Annotated in this window: 14 protein-coding genes; 9 read left to right on the forward strand and 5 right to left on the reverse strand. The window is 62.2% G+C overall.

The features are described 5' to 3' along the window. Positions 1-88: 88 nt before the first annotated feature. Complete coding sequence (locus WF331_RS23755) at positions 89-400, reverse strand: DUF2288 domain-containing protein (protein ID WP_016498260.1); 312 nt, start codon at positions 398-400, stop codon at positions 89-91. A gap of 359 nt (positions 401-759) precedes the next feature. On the opposite strand from WF331_RS23755, the gene WF331_RS23760 reads away from it, so the two are divergent. The 8 genes from WF331_RS23760 (at position 760) to nhaA (ending at position 9,696) form a co-directional block, all read left to right on the forward strand. Continuing rightward, positions 760-1,875, forward strand: coding sequence for a branched-chain amino acid ABC transporter substrate-binding protein (locus tag WF331_RS23760; protein WP_016498259.1), 1,116 nt, complete (start codon positions 760-762; stop codon positions 1,873-1,875). Between the two features lie 186 nt (positions 1,876-2,061). Beyond that, positions 2,062-2,985: a high-affinity branched-chain amino acid ABC transporter permease LivH gene (livH, locus tag WF331_RS23765; protein ID WP_008097482.1), complete on the forward strand. Its 924-nt coding sequence runs from the start codon at positions 2,062-2,064 to the stop codon at positions 2,983-2,985. Then, complete coding sequence (locus WF331_RS23770; protein ID WP_016498258.1) at positions 2,982-4,238, forward strand: high-affinity branched-chain amino acid ABC transporter permease LivM; 1,257 nt, start codon at positions 2,982-2,984, stop codon at positions 4,236-4,238. Before livH ends, WF331_RS23770 begins: the two co-directional genes overlap by 4 nt. Beyond that, positions 4,235-5,002, forward strand: coding sequence for a high-affinity branched-chain amino acid ABC transporter ATP-binding protein LivG (gene livG / locus WF331_RS23775; RefSeq protein WP_003254878.1), 768 nt, complete (start codon positions 4,235-4,237; stop codon positions 5,000-5,002). Before WF331_RS23770 ends, livG begins: the two co-directional genes overlap by 4 nt. Next, positions 5,003-5,704: an ABC transporter ATP-binding protein gene (locus WF331_RS23780; protein WP_016498257.1), complete on the forward strand. Its 702-nt coding sequence runs from the start codon at positions 5,003-5,005 to the stop codon at positions 5,702-5,704. A 116-nt stretch (positions 5,705-5,820) separates the two neighbouring features. Then, positions 5,821-6,495, forward strand: a complete 675-nt coding sequence (locus tag WF331_RS23785) for a COG3650 family protein (protein ID WP_016498255.1) — start codon at positions 5,821-5,823, stop codon at positions 6,493-6,495. A gap of 103 nt (positions 6,496-6,598) precedes the next feature. Continuing rightward, positions 6,599-8,206: an NAD(P)/FAD-dependent oxidoreductase gene (locus WF331_RS23790; RefSeq protein WP_041167602.1), complete on the forward strand. Its 1,608-nt coding sequence runs from the start codon at positions 6,599-6,601 to the stop codon at positions 8,204-8,206. Between the two features lie 314 nt (positions 8,207-8,520). After that, positions 8,521-9,696: a Na+/H+ antiporter NhaA gene (gene nhaA / locus WF331_RS23795; protein ID WP_016498253.1), complete on the forward strand. Its 1,176-nt coding sequence runs from the start codon at positions 8,521-8,523 to the stop codon at positions 9,694-9,696. Positions 9,697-9,766: 70 nt separating this feature from the next. On the opposite strand, the gene WF331_RS23800 is transcribed toward nhaA, so the two are convergent. Continuing rightward, positions 9,767-10,231: an outer membrane lipoprotein gene (locus tag WF331_RS23800; protein ID WP_009684613.1), complete on the reverse strand. Its 465-nt coding sequence runs from the start codon at positions 10,229-10,231 to the stop codon at positions 9,767-9,769. Between the two features lie 147 nt (positions 10,232-10,378). Between WF331_RS23800 and WF331_RS23805 the strand changes: the two genes are divergently transcribed. Continuing rightward, positions 10,379-10,612: a hypothetical protein gene (locus WF331_RS23805; protein WP_241799631.1), complete on the forward strand. Its 234-nt coding sequence runs from the start codon at positions 10,379-10,381 to the stop codon at positions 10,610-10,612. Between the two features lie 38 nt (positions 10,613-10,650). Here WF331_RS23805 and pdxH read toward each other — a convergent pair whose 3' ends face one another. From pdxH to WF331_RS23820, 3 genes are all read right to left on the reverse strand, one after another. Beyond that, complete coding sequence (pdxH, locus tag WF331_RS23810) at positions 10,651-11,298, reverse strand: pyridoxamine 5'-phosphate oxidase (protein ID WP_016488732.1); 648 nt, start codon at positions 11,296-11,298, stop codon at positions 10,651-10,653. Positions 11,299-11,317: 19 nt separating this feature from the next. Then, positions 11,318-12,310, reverse strand: a complete 993-nt coding sequence (locus tag WF331_RS23815) for an OmpA family protein (RefSeq protein ID WP_197899080.1) — start codon at positions 12,308-12,310, stop codon at positions 11,318-11,320. A gap of 99 nt (positions 12,311-12,409) precedes the next feature. Beyond that, on the reverse strand, positions 12,410-13,555 hold the full coding sequence (locus WF331_RS23820) for a serine hydrolase domain-containing protein (protein WP_016498249.1): 1,146 nt from the start codon (positions 13,553-13,555) through the stop codon (positions 12,410-12,412). Positions 13,556-13,608: the final 53 nt, after the last annotated feature.

Genomic DNA, 13,608 nt, shown 5'->3' on the forward strand with positions numbered 1-13,608 from the left:
ACGCCGAATTGTTACTTACCTCTACCCGCCCTGAACGCCTTCAAGCACCAAAACGGGGCTGCTGCGCATTTTTGCGCACCAAAAAAGATCATGCTTCAGCCGGACGCTTCGCCTGAATCACGATAAACGGCGAAACCACCACGGCCCAGATCTCTGGATCGCGGCTTTGCAGGTCCAGTGCCTGCTCGGCCGACACCGGCCCAACAGTGCCATCACTACGCCACTTGGCGAAGATCTCGCTGCGATTCTCGGCCATCGCCTCGGCAACGGTGATCAGGTCGAGGCTGGGGTCGACCCAAATCAGGTCACCCTTGGCCCAGAAACGCTCCAGGGCTTTCCACTCGATGATTGCCGTCTCGCCAAGCAATTTGGCATAGAGGGTGCTTGTTTGATCAGTCATGGGCGGTATCCGCAAAAATTGGCCACTAAAAAAGGTCGGCATTTTTGCAGAAAAACCCGGGTACAAATATGTAATTTGGTCGATTGACCCCGAACTTGTGGGGCGGGGTTGCAGATACAGGCCATTTGATGGCGCCTTTTTGTATCTTTGTGTCGAGCAAGCGACAACCCAGGAAACAGGCACTTTTTGACGGCTTTCCAAGCGCTCAAACAGCGCTCTACACTGTACCGGTACAGTTCCGGGACATGTTCCGGGGGAAGGTGGGCTTGCGCGTTGGCATGGCCACGCTGCAAATCCCGCCCGGTCTGTAGCCCTGGCCGCCAGGACTATAAGAATTACAACAGAATGAGTGGAGCACTATGATCAAGATTTCCAAGCTGTTCGCCGCAATGGTACTGGCCGGGGTAGCCAGCCATTCGTTTGCCGCCGATACCATCAAGATCGGCATCGCCGGTCCGAAGACGGGTCCTGTGACCCAGTACGGCGACATGCAGTTCATCGGCGCAAAGCAAGCCATCAAGGATATCAACGCCGCGGGCGGCGTCGATGGCAAGATGCTCGAAGCCAAGGAATACGACGACGCGTGCGACCCTAAACAGGCCGTGGCAGTCGCCAACAAAGTGGTCAACGACGGCGTCAAGTTCGTCATCGGCCACCTGTGCTCCAGCTCCACCCAGCCCGCGTCCGACATCTACGAAGATGAAGGCGTGATCATGATCACCCCGGCCGCCACCTCGCCGGAAATCACCGCCCGTGGCTACAAGCTGATCTTCCGCACCATCGGCCTGGACAGCGCCCAAGGCCCGGCCGCCGGCAACTACATCGCCGACCACGTCAAGCCGAAGGTCGTTGCCGTCCTGCACGACAAGCAACAGTACGGTGAAGGCATCGCCACCGCGGTCAAGCAGACTTTGGAAAGCAAAGGCACCAAGGTTGCCGTGTTCGAAGGCCTGAACGCGGGTGACAAGGACTTCTCCTCGATCATCCAGAAGCTCAAGCAGAACAATGTCGACTTCGTCTACTACGGCGGCTACCACCCAGAGCTGGGCCTGATCCTGCGCCAGGCACAGGAAAAAGGCCTGAAAGCCAAGTTCATGGGCCCAGAGGGCGTGGGTAACGACTCGATCTCGCAGATCGCCCAGAACGCCTCCGAAGGCCTGCTGGTCACCCTGCCGAAGTCGTTCGATGCCGACCCGGAGAACAAGAAGATCGTCGACGCCATCAAGGCTGACGGCAAGGACCCAAGCGGCCCGTTCGTGTTCCCTGCCTACTCTGCGGTAGAACTGATCGCCCAAGGCATCAAGGCCGCCAAGTCCGAAGACACCGACAAGGTGGCAGCGGCCATCCACGCCGGTACCTTCAAGACCCCGACCGGCGAGCTGTCGTACGACGCCAAAGGCGACCTGAAAGACTTCAAGTTCGTGGTATACGAATGGCACTTCGGCAAGCCGAAGACCGAAGTCTCCCCTCAGTAACTGCGTGACTAAATAGCTGACCGTAGAAGCCCACTGTGCGAGCAGTGGGCTTTGTTTTACGAGGTTCATGGGCCCGACTCCCGCGATCCGGGGGCGGGCCCACCTGAAAATCTTAAAACCGTCACCCGCGGTTTCCTGGCATACCCCCGCCAGCGAAATGCAAATCAGGTTTTTAGGAGCGCTGTAATGCCTGAGATCTACCATTTCTTCCAACAACTGGTTAATGGATTGACCATCGGCAGCACCTATGCCTTGATCGCCATCGGCTACACGATGGTGTACGGCATCATTGGCATGATCAACTTCGCCCACGGCGAGGTGTACATGATCGGTTCCTACGTGGCCTTCATCGCCCTGGCGGGCCTGGCCATGATGGGCATCCATTCGCTGCCGATCCTGATGACCGTTGCCTTCGTCGCGACGATCTTCGTCACCAGTGCCTATGGTTACAGTATCGAACGGGTTGCCTACCGCCCCTTGCGCAACAGCAACCGTCTGATCCCGCTGATTTCCGCCATCGGCATGTCGATCTTCCTGCAGAACACCGTCTTGCTGTCGCAAGACTCCAAGGACAAGTCCATCCCCAACCTGATCCCCGGAAGCTTCTCGTTCGGGCCAGGCGGTGCGGAGGAGGTTCTGATCAGCTACATGCAGATCCTGGTGTTCGTGGTCACCCTCGTGGCAATGACCCTGCTTACCCTGTTCATCTCCCGTTCCCGCCTGGGCCGCGCCTGCCGCGCCTGCGCCGAAGACATCAAGATGGCCAACCTGCTGGGCATCAACACCAACAACATCATCGCCCTCACCTTCGTCATCGGTGCCGCCCTGGCGGCGGTGGCGGCCGTGCTGCTGAGCATGCAGTACGGGGTGATCAACCCCAACGCCGGTTTCCTGGTGGGCCTCAAAGCCTTTACCGCGGCGGTGCTGGGTGGCATCGGCAGCATTCCGGGCGCCATGCTCGGCGGGCTGGTGCTGGGTGTAGCCGAAGCCTTTGGCGCCGACATCTTCGGCGACCAGTACAAGGACGTGGTGGCATTCGGCTTGTTGGTTCTTGTCCTGCTATTCCGGCCGACCGGCATCCTGGGCCGCCCGGAGGTTGAAAAAGTATGAGCAAAAATCTCAAACAGGCGTTCTTCAGCGCCTTGCTGGTCTGGGCCGTGGCCTTCCCGGTGCTGGGCCTGAAACTGAGCATCGACGGCATCAGCCTGGTCGTGCACAGTCAGGGTTCGTTCACCATCAGCATCATCGCCGTGTGCTCGGTATTGATGTTCCTGCGCGTGCTGTTCGACAAGCAGTGGAGTTCGGTGATGGGCCGCCGTTCGGATCGCAAGCTGATCCCGCCGGCCGTCAGCAACTACCTGACCCTGCCCAAGACCCAGCGCTATGTGATCATTGGTCTGATCGTTGCGGCACTGGTGTGGCCGTTCTTCGGCTCGCGCGGTGCGGTCGACATCGCCACGCTGATCCTGATCTACGTGTTGCTGGGCCTGGGCCTGAACATCGTGGTCGGCCTGGCGGGCCTGCTCGACCTCGGTTACGTCGGCTTCTATGCCGTCGGCGCCTACAGCTACGCCATGCTCTCGCACTACCTGGGCTGGAGCTTCTGGGTGTGCCTGCCGATTGCCGGCCTGATGGCCGCCACCTTCGGCTTCCTGCTTGGCTTCCCGGTGCTGCGCCTGCGCGGTGACTACCTGGCGATCGTGACCCTTGGCTTCGGCGAGATCATCCGCCTGTTCCTGCGCAACCTCACCGACTGGACCGGCGGCCCCAACGGCATCAGCAACATCCCCAAACCGGAGTTCTTCGGCCTGACCTTCGAACGCCGTGCCGCCGAGGGCATGCAGACCTTCCACGAGTTCTTCGGGCTGGAATACAACTCGATCAACAAGGTCATCTTCCTCTACCTGGTAGCCCTGCTGCTGGCCCTGCTCGCGCTCTTCGTGATCAACCGCCTGCTGCGCATGCCGATCGGCCGCGCCTGGGAAGCCCTGCGTGAAGACGAGATCGCCTGCCGTGCGCTGGGCCTGAACCCGACCGTGATCAAGCTGTCGGCTTTCACCCTGGGCGCCGCGTTCGCCGGTTTTGCCGGCAGCTTCTTCGCCGCCCGCCAAGGGCTGGTCACACCGGAGTCGTTCACCTTCATCGAGTCGGCGATCATCCTCGCCATCGTCGTGCTCGGCGGCATGGGCTCACAACTGGGCGTGATCCTCGCGGCCATCGTGATGATCCTGCTGCCCGAGCTGATGCGTGAGTTCAGCGAATACCGGATGCTGATGTTCGGTGCGCTGATGGTGTTGATGATGATCTGGCGTCCGCAAGGCTTGCTGCCTATGCAACGTCCACACATGGAGCTGCATCGATGAGCCGTGAAATTCTGCAAGTCAGCGGCCTGAGCATGCGCTTCGGCGGCTTGTTGGCGGTCAACGGCGTGGCCCTGACCGTCAAGGAAAAACAGGTGGTGGCGCTGATCGGCCCGAACGGCGCCGGCAAGACCACCGTGTTCAACTGCCTGACCGGTTTCTACAAGCCCAGCGGCGGCACCATCCTGCTCGATGGCCAGCCGATCCAGGGCCTGGCCGGCCATCAGATCGCCCGCAAGGGCGTGGTGCGGACCTTCCAGAACGTGCGCCTGTTCAAGGAAATGACCGCGCTGGAAAACCTGCTGATCGCCCAGCACCGTCACCTGAACACCAACTTCTTCGCCGGCCTGTTCAAGACCCCGAGCTTCCGCCGCAGCGAGAAGGAGGCCATGGAACGCGCGCAGTACTGGCTGGAGAAGGTCAACCTGACCGAATTCGCCAACCGTACCGCCGGCACCCTGGCCTACGGCCAGCAACGCCGCCTGGAAATCGCCCGCTGCATGATGACCCAGCCGCGCATCATCATGCTCGACGAACCGGCCGCGGGCCTGAACCCGAAGGAAACCGAAGACCTCAAGGCACTGATCGCCTACCTGCGTGAGTCGCACAACGTCACCGTGCTGCTGATCGAGCACGACATGAAGCTGGTGATGAGCATCTCCGACCATATCGTGGTGATCAACCAGGGCACCCCCCTGGCACACGGCACGCCGGAAGAGATCCGCGACAACCCTGATGTGATCAAAGCCTACCTGGGGGAAGCGTAAATGCTGAAGTTCGAAAACGTTTCCACCTTCTACGGCAAGATCCAGGCGCTGCACAGCGTGAACGTGGAGATCAACCAGGGCGAGATCGTCACCCTGATCGGTGCCAACGGCGCCGGCAAGTCGACCTTGCTGATGACCCTGTGCGGCTCGCCGCAGGCACACAGTGGCAGCATCAAGTACCTGGGTGAAGAACTGGTCGGCCAGCCGTCCTCGCACATCATGCGCAAGAGCATTGCCGTGGTGCCTGAAGGCCGCCGCGTGTTCGCCCGCCTGACCGTCGAGGAAAACCTGGCGATGGGTGGCTTCTTCACCAACAAGGGCGACTATCAGGAGCAGCTGGACAAGGTGTTGCAGCTGTTCCCGCGCCTGAAGGAGCGCTATATCCAGCGTGGCGGCACCATGTCTGGTGGCGAGCAGCAGATGCTCGCCATTGGCCGGGCGCTGATGAGCAAGCCCAAGCTGTTGCTGCTCGACGAGCCCTCGCTGGGCCTGGCGCCGATCATCATCCAGCAGATCTTCGACATCATCGAACAGCTGCGCCGCGACGGCGTGACCGTGTTCCTGGTGGAGCAGAATGCCAACCAGGCGCTCAAGGTCGCTGACCGCGCCTATGTGCTGGAGAACGGCCGGGTGGTGATGCAGGGGACGGGCGAAGCGCTGTTGACCGACCCGAAGGTGCGCGACGCGTACCTGGGGGGTTGATCCGGAAAGGGCCTTCGGGCCCTTTTTCATGCCTGCTGAATGTGTATGACTTGAGATCCCCGCACACCCTGCGTAACGTGGCCAGCTCTTTGGAAAAGATCCCCGGAGTTCGCCCCATGCGCCTCACCCCCACCCTGCTGCTCACCGCCCTGCTGCCCCTGTTCGCCGGCTGCCAGCTCATGGCTGACGCGCCAAGCGACCCGAATATCGGCACCACGCGCATGCAGGGCGAACTGCGTGCCGCCGGTGGCCAGCTGCTGTTCAAGCCGTGCAGCGAAAACCGCACATTCGTGATCAACGACGTCGGTGCCACCGGCATCCTGCAGGAGGCCGCCAACCTCGCCAAAGACGCCAACGACAAACTGTTCGCCGACGTCCGTGGACGCCTCACCGGCAGCAAGCAGGCCAACAACGACGGCCAGCTGGAAGTGCGCCGCCTGTACCGCCTGGAACCCTCCACGCGCGCCTGCGAAGACCCCAACTTCAAGCAGCTGACCCTGCGCGCCAATGGTCATGAACCCGAGTGGGATATCAAGGCCAGCGGCAAGGGCATGGTGGTCAGTCGCGTGGGCCAGCAGCCTTTGCCCCTGCCGTTTCTGGAAGAAGAAGTACCCGGCGGCGGCCTGACCCTTACCAGCGAAGCCAACGGCCAGCACGTGGAACTGTGGGTCGCGCCGCAGCGCTGCGTAGACAGCGCCACGGGCGCCATCCACCACCTGCGTGCCGAGCTGCGCATCGACGGCAAGACCCTGCAGGGCTGCGGCTACTACGGTGGCGCGCGCGACAACTGATCGCCGGGTGCTTTTATCCTGCCAGTCGGGGCGGCTAACAGCTTATACTTGGCGGTTTGTGTAAAGCCGCCGGCCGCCCATGGCCGGGATACTGGACCCTGCCATGCTACGAATCACCGAACTCAAGCTGCCCCTGGACCATCCCGACGAAGCGCTGCGTGAAGCCATCGTCCAGCGCCTGGGCATCCGCGACGAGCAACTGCTCAGCTTCAACCTGTTCAAGCGCAGCTACGATGCGCGCAAGAAGAACAGCGAGTTGCTGTTCATCTACACCATCGACCTCGAAGCCAGCAACGAAGCCGAGCTGCTCGACAAGTTCGCCGACGATCACAACATCGGCCCGGCACCGGACGTGACCTACAAGTATGTCGGCCACGCCCCGGCCGACGTGCAGGAACGCCCGATCGTGGTCGGTTTCGGCCCGTGCGGCATCTTCGCCGGCCTGCTGTTGGCGCAGATGGGCTTCAAGCCGATCATCCTCGAACGTGGCAAGGAGGTGCGCCAGCGCACCAAGGACACCTGGGGCCTGTGGCGCAAAAGCGTGCTCAACCCAGAGTCCAATGTACAGTTCGGCGAAGGCGGCGCCGGTACCTTCTCTGACGGCAAGCTGTACAGCCAGATCAAGGACCCGCAGCACCACGGCCGCAAAGTGCTGGAAGAGTTCGTCAAGGCCGGTGCGCCGGACGAGATCCTGTACATCAACAAACCGCACATCGGCACTTTCCGCCTTACCGGCATGGTCGAGCAGATGCGCCAGGACATGATCGCCCTCGGCGCGGAAGTACGCTTCCAGGAAAAGGTCACCGACCTGCTGGTCGAAGACGGCCAACTGACCGGCGTGGTGCTGGAGAGTGGCGAACAGCTGCACTCGCGCCATGTGGTCCTGGCCCTTGGCCACAGCGCCCGCGACACCTTCCGCATGCTGCATGCCAAGGGCGTGTACATGGAAGCCAAGCCGTTCTCGGTCGGCTTCCGTATCGAGCACCCGCAAACGCTGATCGACAAAGCGCGCCTGGGCAAGTACGCCGGCCACCCGAAACTCGGCGCCGCCGACTACAAGCTGGTGTACCACGCCAAGAACGGCCGCTCGGTATACAGCTTCTGCATGTGCCCGGGTGGCACCGTGGTCGCCGCCACCAGCGAACCAGGCCGGGTGGTCACCAACGGCATGAGCCAGTACTCGCGTAACGAGCGCAACGCCAACTCTGGCATCGTCGTCGGCATTGACCCCGAGCGCGACTACCCGGGCGGCCCGCTGGCCGGTATTGAACTGCAAGAGCGTCTGGAAGCCCACGCCTACGTGATGGGCGGCAGCAACTACCAGGCCCCGGCGCAGCTGGTGGGTGACTTCGTTGCAGGCCGGCCATCGACCGCCCTGGGCAGTGTCGAACCGTCCTACAAACCAGGCGTGACCCTGGGTGACCTGGCGCCGAGTCTGCCCGACTTCGCCATCGAAGCCATCCGTGAGGCACTGCCGGCGTTCGACCGCCAGATCAAGGGTTACAACCTGCATGACGCGGTGTTGACCGGGATCGAGACGCGGACCTCGTCGCCACTGCGCATTACCCGGGGTGAGGATTACCAGAGCCTGAACCTGAAAGGGTTGTTCCCGGCGGGTGAAGGCGCCGGCTACGCGGGCGGCATTCTGTCCGCGGGTGTGGACGGGATCCGTATTGCCGAGGCGGTAGCGCGGGATATGCTCGGCCTGTAATTTTGTGTCGCCTGTCAGGGCCCTTTCGCGGGTGAACCCGCTCCCACAGCTACTGCACAGTACTTGAGAACTGCGCAGTAGCTGTGGGAGCGGGCGCGCCCCGCGAAAGAGCCCTTGCAGGAATCAGAAATATCCAACCCGAACATCAGGCATTCCCTCCCCCTTCCACCCCCGTCTGCATCTAGGCTTCACACAGCCTAGCCGGCAACACCATATAACAAAAACGAATATAGTTTTTGTTTTAAAGCATATCGTCACAGGCTAGGGTGTACGCCCGTATCATTCGTAAACTGCTCATGGAGAGCCTATAGCCCGTGCGTAGCCTGTTTACCCGTTTCTTCCAGCTTGAAGCCGCCAGCGGCCTGCTGCTGATCGCCGCCGCCGTCATGGCACTGATCATCAACAACTCGCCACTGTCCTACCTGTACAGCGGGCTGCTCGATGTGCCCGTCGCCGTCCAGGTCGGCGCGCTGAATATCGCCAAGCCTTTGTTGCTGTGGATCAATGACGGCCTCATGGCCCTGTTCTTCCTGCTCATCGGCCTTGAGGTCAAGCGCGAGGTGGTCGACGGCCACCTGTCCAAACCTGCCCAGGTGATCCTGCCTGCCACTGCTGCCGTGGGTGGCATGGTGGTGCCAGCACTGATCTACTGGTTCATCAACCGAGACAACCCGGCGGCCGTGGCCGGCTGGGCGATCCCCACTGCCACCGACATCGCCTTCGCCCTTGGCGTGCTGGCCCTGCTGGGCAAACGCGTACCGGTATCGCTGAAACTGTTCCTGATGACTTTGGCGATCATCGACGACCTGGGCGCGATCATCGTCATCGCCCTGTTCTACTCCGGGACCCTGTCGAGCGTGTCGCTGCTACTGGCTGCGGCCTGCCTGGTGGTGCTGGTAGCGATGAACCGGCTTGGCGTGGTCAAGCTTGGGCCGTACATGATCATTGGCCTGATCCTGTGGGTCTGCGTACTCAAGAGTGGCGTACATGCCACGCTGGCCGGTGTCGCCCTGGCCTTGTGCATCCCGCTGCGTACCCGCAACGCCGAGACTTCGCCACTGCTGTCCCTTGAGCATGCCCTGCATCCTTGGGTCGCTTATGCCATTTTGCCGATTTTTGCCTTCGCCAATGCCGGCGTCTCGCTGGCAGGCATGAGCGTAGACAGCTTCACCCACCCGGTGCCGATGGGCATCGCGGTTGGCCTGCTGCTGGGCAAGACCGTGGGCGTTTTCGGCCTGACCTGGCTGGCGGTCAAGCTGCGCCTGGCCGCGCTGCCTGAGGGTGCCGGCTGGGGGCAAATACTGGGGGTGGCGATACTCTGCGGCATCGGCTTCACCATGAGCCTGTTCGTTGGTTCGCTCGCCTTCGCCCCGGGTAGCAGCGATTACGCCGGTATGGACCGCATGGGTATTCTTACCGGCTCGTTCTTCGCCGCAGTGATCGGCTACGCCGTCATCGCCATGGCCAGCCGCAAAACCCGTGTTGGTTGACGTTACTGAAGCATGAAAAAACCCCGACTGGCAGCGGCCATGTCGGGGTTTTTGTTTTACTGCGCTACGGTCAGTGCGAAACGCGGCTGGTGCCATCAACAGTCATGATGCGCACGCGGTCACCAACGCGGAAGATTTCGTTCTCCTGCACGGCCTGCACGTAGGCACGCATGCTGCCATCGTCCTCACGCACGGTGATTTCGACGCCTTGGGTGCGGGTCAGGCCTTCTTCTGCAGCGGAACCGGCCAGGCCACCGGCCACGGCACCGATCACGGCTGCAACAATGCTGCCACGACCACCGCCTACAGCACTACCGGCTACGCCACCAACGATGGCGCCAGCGCCACCGCCGATCGGGGTCTTGGTACCTTCGATCTTGACCGGGCGCAGGGATTCGATGGTGCCCATGCGCACGGTTTGCACGCGGCGGGCTTCATCACGGGAGTAGCTGTCACCGGTCAGGCTCGAGGCACAGCCCCCCAGCAGCAGCGACATGGTGGTAAAGGTCGCCACCAGCAAAGCGGATTTACGCATGGGTAAAGTCTCCATAAGTCAGGTGCTCATTAGACGCTGCACGTTGACGGCTGTCACGGTACAAACGCAATAAAATTGTTTTCATTCAGCCGGGGTACAGCCTGTGCGGTTGTGCCATAGGCTCATAAATTGAGACCAAGGATAGCCATGGATTACTTCATCGTCGTGGTCACCACCGTTGCCGGGCTGTATTTCCATTGGTGGCTGTATGTACGCATGCGCCGCTGGATGGACCGTGACCTGGCGTTGTCGCTGGCGGGGGCTGACCCTGAAAAGCGCACGTTCATGCTGGAAAGGTTGGCGCAGGCGCGGCGGGAGAAGGTGGGGCGCAAGCAACTGGCGGGGTGGTTGGAGCGCGAGGCGGCGGGGTATCCGGGGTAGTCTGTGGATCACTGGGGCCGCTTTGCGGCCCCAAATTCTCAGGGTGCCAGCCGCTCCCGCAGCCATTGCCCATCCACCAGCCGGTAGTTCAACCGGTCATGCAGGCGGCTTGCCCGCCCCTGCCAGAACTCGATGCGCTCAGGCAACAGGCGATAACCACCCCAGTGCTCCGGGCAGTGCGGCTGGGTGTCGGAGAAGCGCGCTTCGGTGGCCTTGACCAGGCCCTCCAGCTCTTCACGACCGGCGATCACCCGGCTCTGCGGCGAAGCCCAGGCGCCCAGGCGGCTGCCCAGCGGGCGCACCTGGTAGTAGTCGTCCGACTCCTTGGCCGTCACCTTTTCCACCCGCCCTTCGATGCGCACCTGGCGCTCCAGCGCCGGCCAGAAGAAGGTCATGGCCGCAAAAGGGTTGGCCTGCAGTTGCTGGCCCTTGGCGCTCTCGTAGTTGGTGAAGAAGGTAAAGCCCTGCTCATCGAGCCCCTTCAACAACAGTACGCGGCAATGTGGGCGGCCTTCGCCGTCCACAGTCGCCAGGGTCATGGCATTGGCTTCCACCGGTACCTGCTCGGTCTTCACCGCATCGGCAAACCACTGGTGGAACAAAGCGAACGGCTCCCCCGGGGCCTGGGCTTCGGCCAGGCCATCACGGGTGTAGTCGCGGCGCATATCGGCCAGGGATTGGGTCATTGCTGCGTTTCCTTGACGATCAGTTGGTCTTCGCAGGGCTGTTGGCAGCTACTTTCTTGTCAGCGGTAGCTTTCTTGGCGGCAGGCTTGGCGGCTGCCTTGGCCGGCGCAGCTGTTTTCTTGGCCGTGGTCTTGGCAGGGGCCTTGGCCTTGGCAACAGGTTTCTTCGCCGCAGGCTTCTTGGCTGCTGGCTTGCTGTCGACGGCCTTGGCTGCAGGTGCCTTGGCATCCTGCACCGCAACCATCGATGCCGGGACAGGTGCCGGGGCGGCCTGCTGGTACTTGGCCAACAGTGCGACCATGGTGTTCTGCGGGGTCAGCAGCATTTCCACGCGGCGGTTCAGGGCACGGCCCTCGATGCTGTCGTTGGCGGCACGTGGCATCACCGAGCCCATGCCCTTGAGCGTCAGGCGGTCACGCTGCAGGCCGCTAAGGCGGAAGATGGCCGATACCGAAGCGGCGCGTTCCAGGCTGAGCTTCTGGTTGGCAGCGGCAACGCCGCTGCTGTCGGCATGGCCCAGTACCAGCACGGCAGTCTTGGGGTCGCCTTCGACGGTCTTGGCCACACGGGTGATCGGGCCGAGGGTCATTGGCAGCAGCATGTTCGGGCGATCAGGGTTGTACGAGCTGTCCACCGGCAGGGTGACCGCCAGCACATTGTCGCGGCGCTCCAGCTCCAGCTTGCTGTCCTTGATGGCTTCGCGCAGCTTGGGCTCGTACTCGTCCAGCCAGGCCTGGGTGGCCTTCTGGTCGATCTTCGGCACGACCGGCCCTTTGGCTTGCTTGTCATCGCCGCCGAACGGCCACCACCAGCGGCTGGCGCTTTCGGACTTGGCATCGGCCTTGGCCACTTTTTCGGTGACGGCTGCCTTCACTTCCTGCTCGGCGACCTTGTCGGAACCGAAAGGCCACCAGCTGGAGCCACCTTCCTTGGAGCCGTCCGGAGAATGACTGGCGCAGCCGGTAACGGCGGTCAGGCACAGGGCGAGTGCTAAGGTTTTATGTGAAGACATCAGCGATACACCATGAATTAGAAAGAGATTTTGCCAACGCACATGAGGCGTTGGCATTGAGGATAGTCAAAGGGGCGGGGCAATACCCGCATTACCCGATCAAAGGCAACTGGCAAGAACACGGACCAGGTTCTGGGCTCGTGGATCCATCAGCACGTAGGGACCAAGTGTATTGACCACGAAACCGAAGGCCACGTCGTGCTCCGGGTCGGCAAAACCGACCGAGCCACCAGCACCTGGGTGGCCGAAGGCACGGGCGCCGAGGCCAAAGGTGGCATTGGCCACATCAGGCTGGTCGAGCATGCAGCCCAGACCAAAGCGGGTCTGGGTGAGCAAGGTGCGGTCCTGGCCGAGGCTGTGCTCGCGGGTCAGTTCATCAAGCAGTTCGGATTCGAGCAGGCTGCCGTCCAGCAAACCGGCATAGAACCCTGCCAGGCTGCGAGCATTGCCATGGCCATTGGCCGCCGGCTGTTGCATACGTCGCCATTCCGGCTTATTGGTGCTGGTCAGGATCGCCGGCGGGTTGGTGAAAGCACGGGTCGATAGCGCCTCGGGTTCGCGCATGGTCACCTGCAGCAAGCGCTGCGCGGCGGCGTCCCCGGGGTTGCCTTTGCCACGGGCGATGTGCGCCACGCGGTAGAACTCTTCGTCTGCCAGGCCAACATGGAAGTCCAATCCCAACGGGCGGGCGGTGCGGGCCACGATCGAGTCGCCAGGGCCACGGCCATCGGCGCGGCGAATCAGCTCGCCGATCAGCCAGCCGTAGGTGATGGCGGCATAACCGTGTTCGCTACCGGGTGTCCACCATGGCGTTTCAGCCGCCAGGGCATTGACCATGGCCTGCCAGTCGTACAGGGCTTCGGCGGGCAGCAGCTCACGGATGGCCGGCAAGCCGGCGCGGTGACTGAGCAGCTGGCGCAAGGTGATCGACTGTTTACCGGCCTGGGCGAACTCGGGCCAGTAATTGGCCACAGGTGCATCGAGGGCCAGCTTGCCCTCGCCCACCAGTTGCAGGGCGGTGACAGCGGTGAAGGTCTTGGTACAGGAGAACAGGTTGGCGATGGTGTCGCTGTGCCAGGCCTGCTGGCCATCCTTGTCGGCACTGCCGGCCCACAGGTCGACGACGGTTTCGCCACCGACCTGGATGCACAGCGCAGCGCCACGCTCCTGGGGATCTTCGAACAGCGCGGCAAAGGCTTCGCGCACGGCTTCGAACTTCAGCTCATAGTGACCCTGGATCTGCACCCGCTGTACTCCGTAGGACCATGTCCAAAAAAGGTGTGCATTGTTTCAGTAGT

Source organism: Pseudomonas sp. YNh (assembly GCF_037993085.1).
Lineage (GTDB): Bacteria > Pseudomonadota > Gammaproteobacteria > Pseudomonadales > Pseudomonadaceae > Aquipseudomonas > Aquipseudomonas putida.